The sequence below is a fragment of the Eikenella glucosivorans genome, from assembly GCF_016025525.2.
GTDB lineage: Bacteria > Pseudomonadota > Gammaproteobacteria > Burkholderiales > Neisseriaceae > Eikenella > Eikenella glucosivorans.
This window is the reverse complement of record NZ_JACSGR010000002.1, coordinates 196,923-210,818: the sequence shown is the minus strand read 5'-3', so window position 1 is coordinate 210,818 and position 13,896 is coordinate 196,923. Positions and strand designations below refer to the sequence as shown.

Annotated in this window: 17 protein-coding genes, 2 tRNA genes and 2 pseudogenes; 14 read left to right on the top strand and 7 right to left on the bottom strand. The window is 58.1% G+C overall.

Going from position 1 to position 13,896, the window contains the following annotated elements; translation table 11 throughout:
* Positions 1-26 precede the first annotated feature (26 nt).
* Positions 27-194 (bottom strand): hypothetical protein, encoded by a 168-nt coding sequence (locus H9Q10_RS03085; protein ID WP_197902565.1) that lies wholly within the window; start codon positions 192-194, stop codon positions 27-29.
* A 16-nt stretch (positions 195-210) separates the two neighbouring features.
* On the opposite strand from H9Q10_RS03085, the gene H9Q10_RS03080 reads away from it, so the two are divergent.
* Positions 211-286 (top strand) — tRNA-Thr (locus tag H9Q10_RS03080).
* Between the two features lie 86 nt (positions 287-372).
* Here the strand turns inward: H9Q10_RS03080 and H9Q10_RS03075 are convergent.
* On the bottom strand, positions 373-717 hold the full coding sequence (locus H9Q10_RS03075; protein ID WP_197902564.1) for a cupin domain-containing protein: 345 nt from the start codon (positions 715-717) through the stop codon (positions 373-375).
* 230 nt (positions 718-947) lie between these two features.
* Here H9Q10_RS03075 and H9Q10_RS03070 point away from each other — a divergent pair, with 230 nt between their 5' ends.
* The 4 genes from H9Q10_RS03070 to pyrF all read left to right on the top strand — a co-directional run bounded on the left by H9Q10_RS03070 (position 948) and on the right by pyrF (position 3,847).
* Positions 948-1,277 (top strand): LapA family protein, encoded by a 330-nt coding sequence (locus H9Q10_RS03070; RefSeq protein WP_197902563.1) that lies wholly within the window; start codon positions 948-950, stop codon positions 1,275-1,277.
* A 4-nt stretch (positions 1,278-1,281) separates the two neighbouring features.
* Positions 1,282-2,460, top strand: coding sequence for a lipopolysaccharide assembly protein LapB (gene lapB, locus H9Q10_RS03065; protein WP_197902562.1), 1,179 nt, complete (start codon positions 1,282-1,284; stop codon positions 2,458-2,460).
* Positions 2,461-2,478: 18 nt separating this feature from the next.
* A complete protein-coding gene (locus H9Q10_RS03060) occupies positions 2,479-3,009 on the top strand; it encodes a DMP19 family protein (RefSeq protein WP_197902561.1) in 531 nt (176 codons plus the stop codon).
* Positions 3,010-3,109: 100 nt separating this feature from the next.
* Positions 3,110-3,847, top strand: a complete 738-nt coding sequence (gene pyrF, locus H9Q10_RS03055) for an orotidine-5'-phosphate decarboxylase (protein WP_197902560.1) — start codon at positions 3,110-3,112, stop codon at positions 3,845-3,847.
* On the opposite strand, the gene H9Q10_RS03050 is transcribed toward pyrF, so the two are convergent.
* On the bottom strand, positions 3,819-4,157 hold the full coding sequence (locus H9Q10_RS03050) for a hypothetical protein (protein ID WP_197902559.1): 339 nt from the start codon (positions 4,155-4,157) through the stop codon (positions 3,819-3,821). The genes pyrF and H9Q10_RS03050 overlap by 29 nt on opposite strands.
* Here H9Q10_RS03050 and H9Q10_RS03045 point away from each other — a divergent pair.
* Positions 4,156-4,935, top strand: a complete 780-nt coding sequence (locus tag H9Q10_RS03045) for an amino acid ABC transporter permease (RefSeq protein ID WP_197902558.1) — start codon at positions 4,156-4,158, stop codon at positions 4,933-4,935. The genes H9Q10_RS03050 and H9Q10_RS03045 overlap by 2 nt on opposite strands.
* A 97-nt stretch (positions 4,936-5,032) precedes the next feature.
* On the opposite strand, the gene H9Q10_RS03040 is transcribed toward H9Q10_RS03045, so the two are convergent.
* The 4 genes from H9Q10_RS03040 to H9Q10_RS03025 form a co-directional block, all read right to left on the bottom strand.
* Positions 5,033-6,610: a glycosyltransferase family 2 protein gene (locus H9Q10_RS03040; RefSeq protein WP_197902557.1), complete on the bottom strand. Its 1,578-nt coding sequence runs from the start codon at positions 6,608-6,610 to the stop codon at positions 5,033-5,035.
* Between the two features lie 127 nt (positions 6,611-6,737).
* Positions 6,738-7,478 carry an SAM-dependent methyltransferase gene (locus tag H9Q10_RS03035; protein ID WP_197902556.1) on the bottom strand — a complete coding sequence of 247 codons (741 nt, stop codon included), beginning with the start codon at positions 7,476-7,478 and terminating at the stop codon, positions 6,738-6,740.
* A gap of 26 nt (positions 7,479-7,504) precedes the next feature.
* Entirely contained in the window at positions 7,505-7,693 is a 189-nt protein-coding gene (locus H9Q10_RS12290; protein ID WP_338082303.1) for a YciI family protein, read from the bottom strand.
* A gap of 159 nt (positions 7,694-7,852) precedes the next feature.
* Positions 7,853-8,443, bottom strand: coding sequence for a Maf family protein (locus H9Q10_RS03025; RefSeq protein ID WP_197902555.1), 591 nt, complete (start codon positions 8,441-8,443; stop codon positions 7,853-7,855).
* 54 nt (positions 8,444-8,497) lie between these two features.
* On the opposite strand from H9Q10_RS03025, the gene H9Q10_RS03020 reads away from it, so the two are divergent.
* The 8 genes and pseudogenes from H9Q10_RS03020 to H9Q10_RS12090 all read left to right on the top strand — a co-directional run bounded on the left by H9Q10_RS03020 (position 8,498) and on the right by H9Q10_RS12090 (position 13,796).
* The gene (locus H9Q10_RS03020; RefSeq protein ID WP_197902554.1) at positions 8,498-9,001 is read left to right on the top strand and encodes a YceD family protein; all 504 of its coding nucleotides are present in this window, start codon (positions 8,498-8,500) and stop codon (positions 8,999-9,001) included.
* A gap of 36 nt (positions 9,002-9,037) precedes the next feature.
* On the top strand, positions 9,038-9,217 hold the full coding sequence (rpmF, locus tag H9Q10_RS03015; protein ID WP_003824258.1) for a 50S ribosomal protein L32: 180 nt from the start codon (positions 9,038-9,040) through the stop codon (positions 9,215-9,217).
* A 235-nt stretch (positions 9,218-9,452) separates the two neighbouring features.
* Entirely contained in the window at positions 9,453-9,986 is a 534-nt protein-coding gene (locus H9Q10_RS03010) for a phosphoribosyltransferase (protein ID WP_197902553.1), read from the top strand.
* Between the two features lie 100 nt (positions 9,987-10,086).
* Positions 10,087-11,136, top strand: a pseudogene (plsX, locus tag H9Q10_RS03005) (phosphate acyltransferase PlsX); the annotation flags it as partial.
* A 48-nt stretch (positions 11,137-11,184) separates the two neighbouring features.
* Positions 11,185-11,931, top strand: a complete 747-nt coding sequence (gene tpiA, locus H9Q10_RS03000; RefSeq protein ID WP_197902742.1) for a triose-phosphate isomerase — start codon at positions 11,185-11,187, stop codon at positions 11,929-11,931.
* Positions 11,932-11,943: 12 nt separating this feature from the next.
* The gene (gene secG / locus H9Q10_RS02995; RefSeq protein ID WP_197902552.1) at positions 11,944-12,300 is read left to right on the top strand and encodes a preprotein translocase subunit SecG; all 357 of its coding nucleotides are present in this window, start codon (positions 11,944-11,946) and stop codon (positions 12,298-12,300) included.
* Between the two features lie 15 nt (positions 12,301-12,315).
* Positions 12,316-12,401 (top strand) — tRNA-Leu (locus tag H9Q10_RS02990).
* Between the two features lie 223 nt (positions 12,402-12,624).
* Positions 12,625-13,796, top strand: a pseudogene (locus tag H9Q10_RS12090) (tyrosine-type recombinase/integrase).
* Positions 13,797-13,896 lie beyond the last annotated feature (100 nt).

Below are 13,896 nucleotides of genomic sequence, written 5' to 3'. Positions count from 1 at the left end.
TGCCCGGATTTAGAATAAGCGATTGTTCAAGCCATTTTCAGGTAGCCTCCGCATCCCATTGAGGCTACCTGAAAATTATCCCGCAGCCCGATGCCTCGCATCGCCATTTCGCCCCGCCCCGCCTGTTCGCCGCAAAACAACACATCACCCCATTCTGCCCCCAAGCCCTTGCCAAACACCCGCAACATCGGCATAATGCGCCGCTTCTTTGCCGGTGTAGCTCAGTTGGTAGAGCACCTGACTTGTAATCAGGGGGTCGCGAGTTCGATTCCTGCCGCCGGCACCAAACAGCAAAACAGGCTGCCTTTTTTCAGGTAGCCTGTTTTCTTTCATATTCGATCATTCAAACGAAAAATCAAACCATTACGCCGATCAATCCGCATTTACCATCACCAGCTGCATCCGGCAGGCGCTCACAGCGGTCAGCGCGTGCCGGTCGTTCGGCGCCAGATACACCACATCGCCCGCGTGCAGGATTTCGTGGCGTGCGCCGATGGAGAAGTCCATCTCGCCTTCCAGCAGGGTCACCACCACGGCTTTGGTGGAAGTATGCTCGGTCAGCATTTGGCCGGCGTCCAGCGTAAACATCACCACGCGCAACAGCTCATTATTCAGCACCGTGCGCGAGGTGGTGGCCTGTTCGCTCACGGGCAGCGCCTGGTTTAGGCCGAGCTTGAACAGGGATTCGGATACAGGGGTAACAGAAGTGGCAGACATCAGATTGCTCCTTGTTTCAGTGGTGGAAAATCCGGCCGGCAGGGTTTGGAGAAAGCTTTTTTATTTTAAAGGTTTGCCCGAATAGAACAGGCAGCCTAGAAACATCATAACACATTTTCAGGTAGCCTTTTCAGGCAATGGCAGCCATCAGTTAGGCTACCTGAAAACCCCCAAATGGTTTACACTTCGCCACTATTCCCATTACCGCCCGCATGATGAAAGGCTTGCCCATGAAACTGATTTCGCTGATTGTCAAACTGCTGCTTTTGGCCGTATTCATCGTTTTGGCCGCGTTCAACACCAAACTGGTCGGCTTTTCCTATCTGCCCGGCAGCGAAATCAGCCTGCCGCTGATTGTGCTCTTGCTGATTTTCTTCATCATCGGCGCTATATTCGGCGTGTTTTCCATGTTCGGCCGGCTGCTCACCCTGCGCCACGAAAACAACCGCCTGCGCAACGAAGTGCGCAAAAACGCCCGCATCGCGCAGGAACAGCTGCAAACGCCCAAACCGGCCGATACCGAGCAGCCCGTGCCCGCCGCCGCGCCGGTGAAGGAATAAGCGCATGGACGGCAATATCTGGTGGTGGCTCACGCCGATCATCCTGCTGCCCGTGTTTTTCGCCATGGGCTGGTTTGCCGCGCGTGTGGACATGAAAGCGGTACTCAAGCAGGCCAAATCCGTACCCACTGCGTTTTATGCCAGCCTGGATGCCCTGGTGGACCGCAACCTCGCTTCCGCCGCCCGCCACCTGGCCGATATGACCAGCATCATGCCCGCCGGCGACAACGCCTACGAGCTGCACCTCACCCTAGGCAAACTCTACCGCCAGCGCGGCGAAAACGACAAAGCCATCCGCATGCACCAAGCCCTGCTCGAAGCCCCCGAAACCGTGGGCGAAAAACGCAATCAAGTGCTGTTCGAGCTCGGGCAAGACTACCAAAGCGCCGGCTTGGTAGACCGTGCCGAACAAATTTTCCTCGGCCTGCAGCAAGGCAACATGTCCGCCCAAGCCCGCCAGGTGCTGCTCAACATCTACCAGCAAGACCGAGACTGGGCCAAAGCCATTGAAACCGCCCAGCTGCTCAGCCACGACGAGCAAACCTACCAGTTTGAAATCGCCCAGTTCCACTGCGAATTGGCGCAGGCCGCCCTGTTCAAATCCGACTTCGAGCAAGCTCGCGCCAACATCGCCAAGGCGTTGGATGCCAACCGCAAATGCGCCCGCGCCAACATGATTCTCGGCGATTTGGAGCAAAAACAGGGCAACTACCCCGCCGCCGTGGCCGCCTACACCGCCATCGAAAAACAAAACCACGCCTATCTGAGCATGGTGGGCGAAAAACTTTATGACGCCTACGACGCCCAAGGCCAAGCCGCCGCCGGCCTCGCCGTGCTCACAGGCTACCTGAAAACCTTCCCACAGCTCGATTTGATCAACGTCGTATACGAAAAATCGCTGCTGCTCTACGGCGAAGAAAAAGCCGCCGAAACCGCCGTCGAACTCGTGCGCCAGAAGCCCGACCTCGGCGGCGTATACCGCCTGCTCGGCCTGCGCCTGAGCAACCTCAACCCCGCCTGGAAGTCCGATGCCGACATGATCCGCAGCGTCATCGGCCGCACCCTGCAGAAAAACGTGATGTACCGCTGCCGGCACTGCCACTTCAAATCGCAAGTCTTTTTCTGGCACTGCCCCGCCTGCAACAAATGGGAAACCTTCACCCCCAACAAAATCGAAGTCTAGCCGCCCCATAGGAAGCCCATGCCCGAAAACAACATGTTCACCATCAACGAGCTCTACCGCATGCTCAACGTTTGGTCGCAGCGCGTGCGCCACACCGCCCGCGGTATCGAACATTTCCACGGCGCCGAGCACACCCTGCTCGCCTACCTCAGCCTCGACCTGTTGATGGAAGACGACGGCTTCGTGCTGCTGATTGCCGCCGGCCGCGGCGAACACGCCCTTTCTGCCGGATTGGCCAACGAACTGCGCCGCTGGGGCGTGCAAAACACCCCCGACATCATCGACCGTGCCCGCGCCCTTTTTCAGCAACACGGCGCCGCCATCCGCGCCGCCGCCAAGCGTGGCGACAACATCGAACAGCTGCGCGCGCAATTCCCCCAGTTCGACGAACTCGATGCCGACTACTGCATCGTCTGCGAAGAAGATTTTTCCACCATCTGCTCCTACGTGCGCCGCCACCCCGCTGATTTCGCTGGCCTGGCCGCCGCCGCAGGCCAAGTGAACAGCCCCCTGCCCCCGCTGCAACCGGAAAACCTGTTCCCCGCCTAAGCCATTGAATGCGCCAAAAGGCTACCTGAAAACCCTCTCCTATTTTCAGGTAGCCTATTTTCAGGTAGCCCATTGTCAAACCATCCGCCAAGGAATACTCATGAACCCGCTCATGCTCGACCCCGCACCGCCCACCGGGCGCATTCCCGTAATCGTCGCCCTCGATTTCGCCAACGAAGCCGACACCCTCTCCTTCGTGCGCCGCCTCAGCCCCGACCTGTGCCGGCTCAAAATCGGCAAAGAATTGTTTACCGCCACCGGCCGCCGCCTGGCCGAAGCCCTGATCAACCAAGGCTTCCAGCTCTTTCTAGACCTCAAATACCACGACATCCCCAACACCGTGGCCGCTGCCTGCCGCGTGGCTGCCGACATGGGTGTGTGGATGGTAGACATGCACGCCTCGGGCGGCCGCCGCATGATGGAAGCCGCCGCCGAAGCCGTGGCCAACCACGCCCAACGCCCGCTGCTCATCGGCGTCACCGTGCTCACCAGCATGGAACAGGACGATTTAAACGAGCTCGGCCTCACCGCCCCCATTGCCGAATGGGCATCACGCTGGGCAGCCTTGGCACAGCAATCCGGCCTCGACGGCGTGGTCTGCTCCCCTCACGAAGCCGCCTCCCTACGCCAAGAACGCGGCAAAGAATTCGTGCTGGTTACCCCCGGCATCCGCCCCAATCCCGGCAGCAACCACGACGACCAGCGCCGCATCATGACCCCCGCCCAAGCCCTTGCCGCCGGCGCCAGCTACCTGGTGATGGGCCGCCCCATCACCCAAGCCGCCGACCCAACCGCAGTGCTGGCCGAAATCAACCGGCTGGCCAATCCCGCCGCTTGAATACCCCAAGCCAAACCAAGGCTACCTGAAAACGACGTCTTAGCGCAGCAGCCGACCGAGGCTGAGTTTCTACGAAGCTCAAGCAAAGCTTCATCAAAATTAAAACAAAACAAAGCGGAGCTTTACAAAGCACGGCGATAAAGCAGGTTGTACTTTTCAGGTAGCCTTCATTCGTTTCACTGGCAACCAGCTTGGCCAAGCCTTTCCCGGCCCGCACGCCGCCTGACAACTCCGGCATTTTCTTGTACAATCCGCCCCTTATTTCGTCAAAATCGATAACACACTCCCGCACCGAAGCAAAGATTGCCATGAATAGCGAAACCGGCCTTATCCAAATGTTTTCCCAACATTTCCCGATTATTTACGAATATCGCCAAATGTTCTTCTACGGCGTGCTGGCCACCATCGGCATCGCCGCCGCCTCTACCTTCCTCGGCGTAGTACTGGGTTTGATCAACGCCCTCATCCGCGTGATTAAAATCGAAAAAGGCAACATGTTTACCCGCAGCGTGCTGTGGCTGCTGCAGCAATGCTCGCGCCTCTACGTTACCTTGTTCCGCGGCACGCCGATGCTGGTGCAGGTGTTTATTTGGCACTTTGTGTGGTCGCCGATGCTGGTGCACCAGCAGCACGGCCTGCTGATCAGCGGCGAATCGGCACTGTATCTGCGCCAAACCTATGGCGCGCTGGTGGCCGGCATTCTGGCACTGTCGTTCAACTCCGGCGCCTACATCACTGAAGTGTTCCGCTCCGGCATCAAATCCATCGACCGCGGCCAAATGGAAGCCGCCCGTTCCCTCGGCTTAAGCTACGGCCAAGCCATGCGCCACATCATCCTGCCGCAAACCCTGCGCCGCATGCTCGGCCCCTTGGGCAACGAATTCATCACCCTGCTCAAAGACAGCTCACTCCTCTCCACCATCGGCGTGGCCGAGCTGCTCTACGCCGCCAAAAGCGCCACCGGCCGCTACCTCACCTACGAAGAACCGTATTACTTCATCGCCTTGGTGTATCTGATGCTTACCATGGTGCTGGCCTGGTTCTTTGCCCGCTTGGAGAAAAAATACAATACCGACGGCAACCGCTAATCCCTTGCCTGAACATAACAAAAGGCTACCTGAAAACAGGCTACGCGAGTTTCTGCGAAGCTAAAATTTTCAGGTAGCCTTTTGTCGTTCGTGCCGTTTATTCGGCAGGCAAAAACCGATCCACCCCGTTTTCGCACCACACCAGCTTTTGCTCCTGCGCATCGGCCAGCAGGCGGTCGTTTTCCGGCAGGGCGGCGCGTTCGGCTTCGGGGTGGTAGAGGTGGTAGGCCACGGCGGCGAATTTCAGGTTGGCACGCCGACCGCCGCTGTTGAAAAAGCGGGCGACAAACTCGCTGTCTTCACGCCCCCAGCCGACAAAATCACTATTGAAACCGTTGATTTTCAGCGCGTCTTCGCGGAAAAAGGCCATATTGCAGCCGCGGATGCCGTGGAAATCGTTTCGGGTTTCGCGGCGCAAAATCCGGCCGGAAAGCCAAGGCAGGCGGCAGGCGGAGAAGCGTTTTTCCAAGCGTGTTTCCAAACCCTTTTCATACCATTTCAGCACGCGGTAGCGGGCAGGTTCGGCCAGTAGCTCGGCGGTTTTCTCGGGCGTGAGGATCACGCGGCTGCCCTGCACGAACAAGCCTTTCTTGGCCGCGCGCCGGTGGTCGCTGATAAATTCGGGATGCAGCACCATGTCGCCGTCGATGATGACGATGTAGTCGCCTCCGGCCTGCGCCAGGGCACGGTTGCGCGATTCGGCCAGGCGGAAGCCGTCGTCGGGCTGCCAAGCGTGGCGCAGTGGTACGGGGAATTCGGCCTGATAGCGCTCGAGCACGGCGCGGGTGTCGTCGCGCGAGCCGTCGTCGGCCACAATCACTTCCTGCGGCAGCACGCGCTGCGCCAGCACGGAGCGCAGCACGGCTTCCAGCGCGTCGGGGCGGTTGTAGGTGGTGATGATGAGCGACACGGTCAGCCGCTGGTTGGCTTCGTGCAGTTTGATGTATTTGTAGTAGGCGCCGCAGGCGTTGGCGAAGGCGATGGTGAAGCCGTCGCCGCCGTCGAGGATGCCGCGTTTCAAAATGTAGTTTTTGAAAAACGCCGCCGCGCCGTGCCCCACCGCACCGGCCACGGAAGCGCGTCGTTTGAATTGCTGCTGTTGGGCAAACAAATCGGTGTAGTGCTGCATTTTGCTGATGAGGGCGGCGGCGCCGTCGAAGGAGTAGTGCAGCAGCGGATATTTTTCAGGTAGCCTTTCTACGCTGCCGCCGGCGGGTTCGATCAGGGATTCGTGCACTTGGTTGTCGTTGAAGCGCACGGTGTGACGGTGGTAGAGGCGCTTCACCCAGTCGGGATACCATCCGCAGGTTCGGATGGGGCGGCCGCGGTAGTGGTTGAGGCGCGGCAGGGCGTAGATTTTGCCGTGCGCCTGCCAATCGAGTGCGCGGATGGCGGCGGCCTGCTCGGGCGGCAGTATTTCGTCGCTGTCAATGTTGAGCACCCAGTCGTTGCGCGCGAGGCCGGCGGCGAGGTTTTTCATGGGGCCGAAGCCGATAAAGTCGTGGTGGTGTACGGCCACATTGGGAAAGCGGCGGGCGATGTCGAGCGTGCGGTCGGTGGAGCCGTTGTCGAGGAGGATGATTTCGTCGAAATCAGCCAGGGCGGCGAGACTGTCCGCCAAATAGCGCTCGGCATTTTTCACCAGCATGGTGATGCTCACGGGAATGGGGGGCATAAGGCTTCTCTTCGGGTTGTTGTATGGGAAAGGCTACCTGAAAAATATCGGCCGTGCTTGGCTTCGCTTTTTCGTTTTCACTTCGTCTATCGCACTTTTCAGGTAGCCTCTCGGGTACTTCTATGGTTTAACGGCGTTTGCGGGCGGGCGTGGGTGTTTGGCCGGCATACAGCACGAACACGGTGGGCTGCTTGTGCAAATCGGGCAGCTGCGGCTGTTGGCGCCACTCGCCCGCCGTCATGCTGAGGATGCGCTGCTCGGGCAGGGTGAGGTTGCTGGCGGCGCACAGCAGGGTGTCGGGGTGCAGGGTGGCGACGGCGTCGGCCAGCAGGGCGTTGTTGCGATAGGGGGCTTCGATGAAGATTTGGCTTTCGTTGCGGCTGCGCGAATCTTGCTCGATGGTTTTCAGGTAGCCTTGGCGGCCGGCGGGGTCGGCGGGCAGGTAGCCACGGAAGGCGAACTGCTGGCCGTTGGCGCCGGAGGCCATCAGCGCAAGCATCAGGCTGGAAGGCCCCACCAGCGGCCACACGGCGAATCCGGCCTGATGTGCCAGTGCCACCAGCGCGGCACCGGGATCGGCCACGGCAGGGCAGCCGGCTTCGCTGAGCAGCCCCATGTTGCGACCTTGGTGCAACGGTTGCAGCAAGCTGGGCAGCTCGTCGGGGGCAGTGTGCTTGTTCAGCGCGCACAGATTGAGCTGCTGCAACGGCGTGTTCAAACCGAAATGGCGCAGGCAGGCGCGGGCGGTTTTTTCGGCTTCGACCACGAAATCGGTGAGGCCGGCGAGCAGGGTTTGCTCGTGCGGCAGGAGGCAGGGGGTGTCGGGGTTGCCGAGCGGGGTGGGGATGAGGAATAAAGTGGGTTGCATATTTTTCAGGTAGCCTCGAGGCCGCATTAAAGGGTTTCCCGATAGGCGATCAAATCATCGGCGGTTTTAGTCGGGATAAACTGGGTGATTTGGTATTCGGCCAGCTTGGCTTGGTAAAACGGGTCTTCGGCAATCATGGCTTCCGCCTGCACCCGGCTCTCGGCTCGCATAATAATCACGCCGCCGGTACGCGGTTCTTTGCGGCCGGAAAACAGGAAGTGGCCGGCGGCATAGTGGCGGTTTAAGTATTCGATATCGCAGGCAGGTGTGCTTCGATTTTGGCTAAAGGTTTGATGTAATCAAGGGAAACGATAAACATGATTCTTTTTCCAAAAGGCAGAAGAGGCTACCTGAAATTTCAGGTAGCCTCAAGTTTACAACACCGCCACACCTTCAGCCTGCAAAAAATCAATCAGCCGGAAAATCGGCAGGCCGATCAGCGCATTGGGGTCGCTGCTGTCGATGCGTTCAATCAGCGCGCCGCCCAAACCTTCGCTTTTCGCGCCGCCGGCGCAATACACGGCATCCGGTTCGCGCTTGAGATAGCTGGCGATTTGCTGCGCCGTGAGCGGGCGCATTTTCACGACAGTGGTGTCCACATGGCGATACAGGCTACCTGAAAAAGTATTGAGCACACATAACGCGCTGTAAAAATGCAGCTCTTGGCCGGCGGTTTCGGCCAGCATTTGTTGTGCTTTCGCCACGCTCATCGGCTTGCCCAGCTGCCGTCCGCCACAACAGGCCACCTGGTCGGCGCCGATCACCAAATGCCGCGGATAGCGTGCCGTCAGCGAGCAGGCTTTGGCTTCGGCCAGCCTCTCGGCGGTTTGGCACGGCGTTTCACCCGGCAGTGGTGTTTCGTCGCAATCGGGCTTGGCAACAACAAACCGCAAACCGAGTTTGGCCAGCTGCTGCTGGCGGAATACCGAGGAAGAGCCGAGCACAATCGGCAGGGTTTCGTTCATAAACCGTATTAAAATATTGACGTTTCAGGCAGTGGATTATATCATGGCGCGTTTATGTCAGACCCTATTTTGATTGATCCGCAAGCAGTCGCCGCGCAGGCACAGCATTTGGCCGGCCAAATCAGGCTGGACGAGATGGACGAACGCGTTGCCCGGCACGAGTGCTTGGCCGAGCGGGAAACACCTGTGGACTTCGTTCTGCAAGGTGGCCGTGACAAACGCGAACGGCTGTATTTAGACTTATCGGTTTCTGCGCAATTGTCGTTGGTTTGCCAACGCTGCATGCAGCCGATGCCGTTTGCGCTGGATGAGCAGGCGCGTATTGTCCTGTTCGGCAACGAAGCAGCCTTGGATGAAGCCATGGCCGCTGAGGAAGAACTGGAAGGCATGCTGCTGGTACCGGAGTTGGATGTCGGAGAGCTGGTGGAAGACCAGATTCTGATGGCGCTGCCCTACGCCCCTTGCCACACGGATTGCGAACACGGCCGACTGGCCGAAATCAATCAGGATCGTCCCAATCCCTTCGCTGCTTTGGCGGCGCTGAAAAATGGTCGTTAATTACTTTATTCAGGTTTATTTTTAGGAGTTTGCAACATGGCTGTTCAACAAAACAAAAAATCCCCCTCACGCCGCGGCATGCACCGCGCCCACGACGCACTGACCGCCCCCGCCCTGTCTGTAGACAGCGCCACCGGTGAAGTGCACCGCCCGCACCACATTTCCGCCAACGGCATGTACCGTGGCCGCAAAGTGGTTAAGGCCAAAGACGAATAAGCCAGCACAGGCCGATGACAAGCCAGCAGATTGCCCGCGCAATTACTGGCTTTTTTGCATTGCCCCGCCCCGGCAAACAGCAGAATATTTAGGCAGGCTGTGCATCATTAAACCGTCTTTTCAGGTAGCCTTTCAGTTGCCGACAGCCCTCTGCCTGTTTACAATTTGCCGCTGTTTCCCGGCACCCGGCGCACCAAACGCCGAGTTTGCCGCACGCCCCAACAAGGATTGAAATATGTCGGAAAAAATCTGGTACACCTATGATGAAATCCACCAAGCCCTACGCGGCCTAGCCCACAAAATCCAAACGTCCGGCACCCGCTACGATGCCATGATCGCCATCGGCGGCGGCGGATTCATCCCCGCGCGCATCCTGCGCAGCTTCCTCAATATCCCGATCTACGCCGTTACCACCGCCTATTACTGCAACGACCAAAGCCACGCCACGCGCGATTCCGTGCAGAAAATCCAATGGCTCGACCCTATGCCGGAAAGCCTGGAAGGCAAACACGTCTTGGTGGTAGACGAAGTAGACGACAGCCGTGTTACCCTGCAATTCTGCCTCGAACAGCTGATGCAGGAAGACTTCGCCTCGATGGGCGTGGCCGTATTGCACGAAAAAATCAAAGAAAAGAAAGGGATTCTGCCGCCTGGCATCGCCTATTTCAGCGGCCTCGTCACCCCCGATTGGTGGATCAACTACCCATGGGATGCCGACGACATCAGCGAACACAATGCTCTGGCCGCACAGCGCCAGCCCCTACCCTAAGCCCAGAGCAGGCTACCTGAAAAATATCCGTCATATCCAGTTTACATTTTTCAGGTAGCCCCATCGCACGGCAACAGAATACAATGGAGAATAGAATCAGATGATTACTTTAGCCATCGATGCCATGGGCGGCGACGCCGGCCTCACGGTAACCATCCCTGCGGCAATGGCATTCCTGCAAGAGAAAACCGACACCAAGCTGATTTTAGTGGGCGACGAAACCGCCATCCGCAGCGCGCTAGGCACACACGCCGGCCATGAAAGGCTGCACATCGTACACACTACCGAAGTGGTGGGCATGGATGAAGCACCGCAGGGCGCCCTGAAAAACAAAAAAGATTCCTCAATGCGCGTTGCCATCACACAAGTGAAAGAAGGCGCCGCGCAAGCCGCCGTATCGGCCGGTAATACCGGCGCGCTGATGGCCACCGCCCGCTTCGTGCTCAAAACCCTACCCGGCATCGACCGCCCCGCCATCGCTAAATTTATGCCTTCCAAAGGCGGCGGACTGGCGCTGATGCTCGACTTGGGCGCCAACGTGGATTGTTCGGCCGCACAGCTGCTGCAATTCGGCGTAATGGGCGGCGAACTGTTCGGCGCCCTGTATCCGAGCAACAGCCGGCCGCGCATTGGCCTGCTCAACGTTGGCACCGAAGACATCAAAGGCGGCAGCGTGATCAAAGAAGCGCACCACCTGCTGCAAAACAGCCCGCTGAACTTCATCGGCAACGTAGAAGGCGATGCCGTGTTCAGTGGCAAAGTAGACGTCGTCGTGGCCGACGGCTTCACCGGCAATGCCGTACTCAAAGCCATTGAAGGCGCTGTCAAATTCATCGGCGGCGTAATCCGCGAAGAATTCAGCCGCAACTGGCTGAACAAATTGGCCGCCCTACTCGCCTTCCCCACCCTACGCGGCTTCAAAAACCGGCTCGATCCGCGCAAATTCAACGGCGCCATCTTCCTCGGCCTGCGCGGCATCGTTATCAAAAGCCACGGCGGCGCCGATGTGGAAGCCTTTAAATATGCCCTACTGGAGGCCTACCACGAAGTGGAATCCGGCTCCATGGCCAAAATCGAACGAGGCATCGCCACCCAAATGGCGCGCCTGAACGCCTCGGCTGAGCAAACCGAAGCCTCCCGCACCCCAGCCCGAATAACACAACCCGTCTCAACTCACAGAAAGGATGGCGGCACCATGATGTGGCAACAACCCTGGATCATCGGCAACTGGAAAATGAACGGCCGCAGCAGCACTGTTGCCGCCTTCGCCCAAGCTTGGGCAGAGCAAAGGCTACCTGAAAACGTGGTGACCGGTATCGCCGCCCCCCTGCCCTATCTGTGCGCCCTCAAACAGGCCGCTGCCTCGACTGCCCTGCACATCGGTGCACAAGACGTCAGTCGCTTTGCCTCAGACGGTGCTTTCACCGGCGAAACTTCCGCCGCCATGCTGGCCGACCTCGGCGCACAGTTCGTGCTGCTCGGCCATTCCGAACGCCGCCAATACTTTGGTGAAAACAACGAAATCCTGTCGAACAAGCTGGATAACGCCTTGGCTGCCGACCTGATTCCGATTTTATGCGTTGGCGAAACCCTGGCCGAACGCCAAGCCGGGCGGGAAGAAAATATTGTTGCCGAACAACTCTCCGTATTGCGCGGCAAATCCATGACCCATATCGCCGTGGCCTACGAGCCAGTGTGGGCCATCGGCACCGGCCAAGTGGCCACGCCCGAGCAAATTTCCGCTATGCACGCCTTTATTTACACCGAACTCTTGTCTTTCTCCCACAAGGGTGCTAATATCCGCACTCTTTACGGCGGCAGTGTCAATCCGCAAAACGCGCAAACGATTCTGTCACTGCCCAAGGTGGATGGCGCGTTAGTTGGCGGAGCTTCCCTCAAAGCAGACAATTTCGCAACCATTGCCCAAGCCGCCGCAAAACCCTAACAGTGAACAGTCATGGAAGCATTTAAAACCATCATTATGATTATCGGCGGCTTTGCCTCGCTGGCAGTCATCGGCCTCGTCCTGATGCAACAGGGCAAAGGTGCCGATGCTGGTGCGGCATTCGGCTCCGGTAGCGCGCAAGGCGTGTTTGGTTCGGCCGGCAGCGCCAACTTCCTGAGCCGCAGCACCGCCATTGCTGCCGCGATATTCTTCTGCTGCTGTGTGGCGCTCAGCATCATTTCTAGCCGTGGCAGCAGCCAATTGGGTTTGGATAGTGCCGCCGCACCTCAGCAACAATCTGCTCCAGCTGCCGCCTCCCAGCCTGCCGCTCCAGCACAGGCTGCCAGTCAGGCAGTGATTCCGGAGTAATTGAAAACTTTTTAAGCCGACATGGTGGAATTGGTAGACACGCTATCTTGAGGGGGTAGTGACCGTAGGTCGTATGAGTTCAAGTCTCATTGTCGGCACCATCACATAGAAACAGCCCAGATTTTCGGGCTGTTTTTTTACATCTAATGCCATCCAACGCAACCAGCTAAATCTAAGCCAGATAAGGCTTTCAGGCTGATTTGATTTATCCCTGCTCCTTCCCTATTCAGCTAATCACGTCTAATGCCGTCCAATTGAATTGCCTACTTTGTGGGGGCATGATTGGGGGTATCTTGAAAGCACCCCTGAAAATATACCACCAGAATGCCTCTAAACGACCGCCAAATAAGGAATGCCAAGCCTGACAAAGCAGGGAAAAAAGCCAAGCTGTTTGACGGCGGAGGCCTGTATCTGGAAATTACCCCGGCAGGCGGCAAAATCTTCCGCCTGAAATACCGTATCGACGGTAAGGAAAAAACGCTGACTATCGGCAAGTATCCCGCCTTCTCCCTCTCCGAAGCGCGGTAGACTGCCGAGAATGCCCGCTCTCTGTTGGCACAGGGGCAAGACCCAGCCGCCGCCAAGCAACAGGCCAAGCAGGAAAGGCAGGCCGCTCTACAAAATACCTTTGAAGCCGTGGCTAAACGCTGGCATGCCGACAACCTGCACCGCTGGCAGCCCGTTCACGCCGAACGCATCCTTGCCGATATGCAAAAAGACGTATTCCCTACATCGGGCAAATGCCGCTGGCCGAAGTGAGCGTTTCCAACGTGAAAAACGTTATTGCGGCTATTGTGGCACGCGGCGCCAATGTAACCGCCGAGAAAGTGCGGCAATGGATAGGCGCGGTATACACCTATGCCGCCATGCTGGAGATAACCGACCGCAACCCCGCCGTACCGTTGCGCGGCCACTTCGAGAAAAAGACCACCCGACACATGCCCGCCCTGCCCCGTGAAGAACTGGCCGAGTTTTACCGCCGCCTGATACTGGCCGATATTGACCCGGCAAACAAAATTGCCCTGCTGCTGACTATGCTGGTGTTTGTGCGCAATACCGAACTACGCGGCGGGCAATGGGCGGAAGTGGATTTTTCAGCGGCGCAATGGATTATTCCCGCCGAGCGCATGAAGATGAAACGCAGCCATACCGTACCGCTTTCCGATTGGGCGCGGGAGCTATTGCGGGAACTACACGGCCTAACCGGCAATACTCCCTATCTGTTCCCCAGCCGCACCAAAACCACCGGCTTTATCAGCGATGCCACCCTGACCCGCATCATTGAGCGCCTAGGCTACAAAGGCATAGCCACCCCGCACGGCTTCCGCAGTTTGGCAAGCAGTATCCTGAACGAGCAGGGCTACAACCCCGATGCCATAGAACGCCAGTTAGCGCACGAAGAAAGCAACCGAATTAGAGCCGCCTACAACCGGGCGGAGTATCTGGCCGAGCGGCGGGAAATGATGCAATGGTATTCGGACTATCTGCGGGAGTGATACCGCCAAGCCCAAGCCTTGATTGCAACAAACAGAGCTACCTGAAACAACAAAACACCGGCGGACGGGCTGGTGTTTTATTTTGCTAAGCATTATCCTT